We start from the raw sequence: 3,773 nt of genomic DNA, 5'->3' as shown, positions 1-3,773 counted from the left end.
GTCCCAAACCGACGCAGAAGGTCGAGTATCGATGCTTTCTAAGCTGAATTTCTTGAATATAGGCAAGAAATCGCCTTGGCTGGAAACTTTGCAGGAGATGGGTTATCCACAAGTTGATCCGGTGGCGTTAAAACCCCTGTTTGAATACCTAGAATTCTGTTTAGAACAGGTCTGTGCCGATAATGAATTAGGGGCGCTATTAAAAGCATTGGAAGGGGAATACGTTCTTCCCGGTCCCGGTGGCGACCCCATCCGTAACCCCGGAGTTTTACCGACGGGTAAAAATATCCACGCTTTAGATCCCCAGTCTATCCCGACCCTAGCGGCGGTAAAATCGGCTAAAATCGTGGTGGATCGCCTGTTAGAACGGCAAAAACTGGATAATGGCGGTAAATATCCCGAAACCATCGCTTGTGTTCTCTGGGGAACTGATAATATCAAAACCTATGGGGAATCCCTAGCACAAATTCTCTGGATGGTGGGGGTTCGTCCTGTTCCCGATGCTTTGGGACGGGTGAATAAATTGGAATTAATTCCCCTAGAGGAATTAGGAAGACCGCGCATTGATGTGGTGGTCAACTGTTCTGGTGTCTTCCGGGATTTATTTATCAATCAGATGAACTTGCTTGACCAAGGCGTAAAAATGGCCGCGGAAGCAAACGAACCGATGGAGATGAATTATGTCCGTAAACACGCTATGGAACAAGCAAAAGAAATGGGTTTAACGGTTCGACAGGCAGCCACCCGCATCTTTTCTAATGCTTCCGGTTCCTATTCTTCTAACATCAATCTCGCGGTGGAAAATAGCAGTTGGGAAGATGAAAAAGAGTTACAGAATATGTATCTCAACCGCAAGGGTTTTGCTTTCGACTCGGATAATCCGGGTATGATGGCCGATAATCGTCAGTTGTTTGAAGCATCCTTAAAAACTGCGGAGGCAACTTTCCAAAACTTGGATTCTAGCGAGATTAGTTTAACCGATGTTTCCCACTATTTCGACTCGGACCCGACAAAAGTTGTGGCTAGTTTACGCGATGATGGCAAAAAACCGGCGGCCTATATTGCCGATACTACCACCGCTAATGCTCAGGTGCGTACTTTATCGGAAACCGTGCGCTTGGATACCCGCACCAAGTTACTCAATCCCAAATGGTACGAGGGAATGTTAAGTCACGGTTACGAAGGAGTCCGAGAATTATCGAAGCGTTTGGTTAATACCATGGGTTGGTCTGCAACTGCTGACGCGGTGGATAATTGGGTTTATGAAGATGTCAACACCACTTTTATTCAAGATGAGGAAATGTGTCAGCGTCTGATGAATCTCAATCCTAATTCTTTCCGCAAGATGGTGGGAACCCTGCTAGAAGTTAATGGTCGCGGTTACTGGGAAACTTCTCAAGAGAATTTAGACCGCTTACAGGAACTTTATCAAGAAGTGGAGGACCGTATCGAAGGAATCGAGTAGAATAGATAGATAAGACTTGAGAGACTGGCTAATTACCGGTCTCTTGAGTTTTGAACAAACATGAAAAATAACTTTTGGGGGTTAATTTGGTCTAGTTTTTTAGGAATTCAGTCATTGGTGCTGGGATTCCTGGGTTTTGTCGCTAGTTTACTTGCGTGGGTATTTGCTGGGCAGACACCTATTCCTCTAGTGGTTCTTTTTGTTATAATCACGATGGCTATATTAGCTATAGCTACTCTATGTAAGGCGTTACAAACGGCACTAGAAGAATATCACAGAGTCAAGCAAAATATTATTCCGAAAATCCTACGAGTTCAAAAGGACGCAAATAATAATATTCAATGCTTACTCGAAGCCTCAAATTTATTTGCCGCTCAACTAATGATATCGTTTTACTATACGGACGAAGATGGGTTTGAAGTATTAATCGGTGAGGGGTTTGTTAAAAATGTACAAAGCGATCAAAAAATACAGACAGTTCTCGACCAGCCAGAAGCGGGCTATCAAAATGTTTTAGACAGATTAGCTAATAACGAAGACAAAATTATTCAAAGAATCAAAGTCAAACCGAGTATTTATAAAAAATAATTAAACCTGTAGAGGAAATTATGGAAAACGTCACAGAAATTCCCCTTTTATCCCCCAAAGGAACTTTTCCTGCCACGGTCGTTAAGGTTATTGACGACTATAAATTAGTAATGAATAGAGGTGAACAGAACGGAATTCGAGAAGGTCAAAGAATGATGGTTTATCGTATCGATGACGAAGAAATATTAGATCCCCATACTGGCGAATCTTTAGGGTTTCTCGAATTAGTAAGAGGTACGGGAAGAATTATTTTCGTTCAAGATAAAATATCTATAATTGAAACCGATCAGAAAAAAACTTATAGAAAAAGAATAGAAAATTCTTCTTTGGGATTGAGGAGTTATAAATCTGAAGTGGTAGAATCCGATGAATTAAAACCTTTTGATAATGCTCAAGTTGGCGATTTAGTCAAACCTATTTAGACCTATCGATGGAACAACCAATATTAAAATACTTTCTGTCTCTTAAATATCCGATTTCAATTTATCCCGAAGAAGAAGGAGGATACACGGCATTAATTCCCGATTTACCCGGATGTATGAGTCAGGGTGAAACTTTAGAAGAAGTGATTATTAATATTGAAGAAGCGAGCGAATTTGGATAGAGACGGTTTATTTTGGTAGATCTTTTTGCGTAGGTTGGGTTGAACGAAGTGAAACCCAACAACTGAGGGTTTCTGTCGGGTTTCGTGACCTCAACCCGACCTACGAATTTACTTTTTTGCCCACTAAAGTATCCCATCTCGATTGCTCCTAAAGAAGAATTGAGGGAGCTAGAAAGTTATGGATAGAGACAGTTTATCATAGTGGTAAAAAAGTAATTCCTTCACCTTCTCAAAGATAAATTTTCTCACTCTCGACTCACAGCGATCGCATTCTGCTGGAATTGAGGGATAACTTTCTCCGGTCCGCAAGCCGGAGGAGACAAAACTGGTTTATGCTAGAAAAAGTTGCTCTTAACGTAACTTTACAAAGTCATCGATCGCCCACATTTATGGATTGCATCATCAATCGTCGAGCGAGGTTTTCAGCCAGCCATCGCTATTATCTACCAGAATGGGACGAAGCCGAAAATCAAAGACGTTTTGGTCTTGGTAGCCGTTTTCCCGGTCATGGTCACAATTACGAATTATACGTCTCCCTATACAAAGAACTCAATCCTTATGGCATGGTGGAAAATCTCTCCACCGTGAAACAGGTAATTAAACGAGAGATAACCAGTCAATTAGACTACTCCTATCTCAATCAAGTCTGGCCGGAATTTCAGCAAACCCTACCCACCACAGAAAATATCGCCAGAGTTATCTGGCAAAGATTAGCACCCTATTTACCATTAGTCAAAATTCAACTATTTGAACACCCCGAATTGTGGGCAGAATATCAAGGAAAAGATATGGAAGCAACTTTAACCGTCAAAACCCATTTTAGCGCCGCCCATCGTTTGGCTTTACCGCAATTAACCCTCGAACAAAACTCGGAAATCTACGGCAAATGCGCTAGGGTAAACGGTCATGGCCATAATTATCACCTAGAAGTATCCGTGGCGGGGGAAATCGATCCCCGCACCGGTATGATTGTAGATCTAGGGGATTTACAAAAAGCGATCGATGAATTGGTAGTAGAACCCTTCGATCATACTTTTTTAAATAAGGATATTCCCTACTTTGCCGAAGTGGTTCCCACCGCGGAAAATATTGCCTTACATATCGCTCAACTATTAG

The 3,773-nt window shown here is 41.8% G+C and carries 5 protein-coding genes; all 5 read left to right on the top strand.

Going from position 1 to position 3,773, the window contains the following annotated elements; translation table 11 throughout:
- The coding region (locus tag PX481_RS12305; protein ID WP_288094655.1) for a cobaltochelatase subunit CobN at positions 1-1,465 on the top strand (1,465 nt) is incomplete at its 5' end.
- 60 nt (positions 1,466-1,525) lie between these two features.
- Positions 1,526-2,053, top strand: coding sequence for a hypothetical protein (locus PX481_RS12300; protein ID WP_288058326.1), 528 nt, complete (start codon positions 1,526-1,528; stop codon positions 2,051-2,053).
- A 20-nt stretch (positions 2,054-2,073) separates the two neighbouring features.
- A complete protein-coding gene (locus PX481_RS12295) occupies positions 2,074-2,475 on the top strand; it encodes a hypothetical protein (RefSeq protein WP_002758495.1) in 402 nt (133 codons plus the stop codon).
- An 8-nt stretch (positions 2,476-2,483) separates the two neighbouring features.
- Positions 2,484-2,657 (top strand): type II toxin-antitoxin system HicB family antitoxin, encoded by a 174-nt coding sequence (locus PX481_RS12290; protein ID WP_002758496.1) that lies wholly within the window; start codon positions 2,484-2,486, stop codon positions 2,655-2,657.
- 389 nt (positions 2,658-3,046) lie between these two features.
- On the top strand, positions 3,047-3,773 hold a 727-nt coding region (locus PX481_RS12285), incomplete at its 3' end, for a 6-carboxytetrahydropterin synthase (protein WP_288094656.1).

This window comes from Microcystis sp. M53603_WE2, from assembly GCF_030065435.1.
Note: the sequence above shows the minus strand (reverse complement) of the source record. Positions and strands in the feature narration are given on the sequence as shown.

Excerpts from the sequence above, each read along its gene's own strand:
- PX481_RS12295 (WP_002758495.1), top strand. The coding sequence starts at position 2,074 with ATGGAAAACGTCACAGAAATTCCCCTTTTATCCCCCAAAGGAACTTTT.
- PX481_RS12300 (WP_288058326.1), top strand. The coding sequence starts at position 1,526 with ATGAAAAATAACTTTTGGGGGTTAATTTGGTCTAGTTTTTTAGGAATT.
- PX481_RS12290 (WP_002758496.1), top strand. The coding sequence starts at position 2,484 with ATGGAACAACCAATATTAAAATACTTTCTGTCTCTTAAATATCCGATT.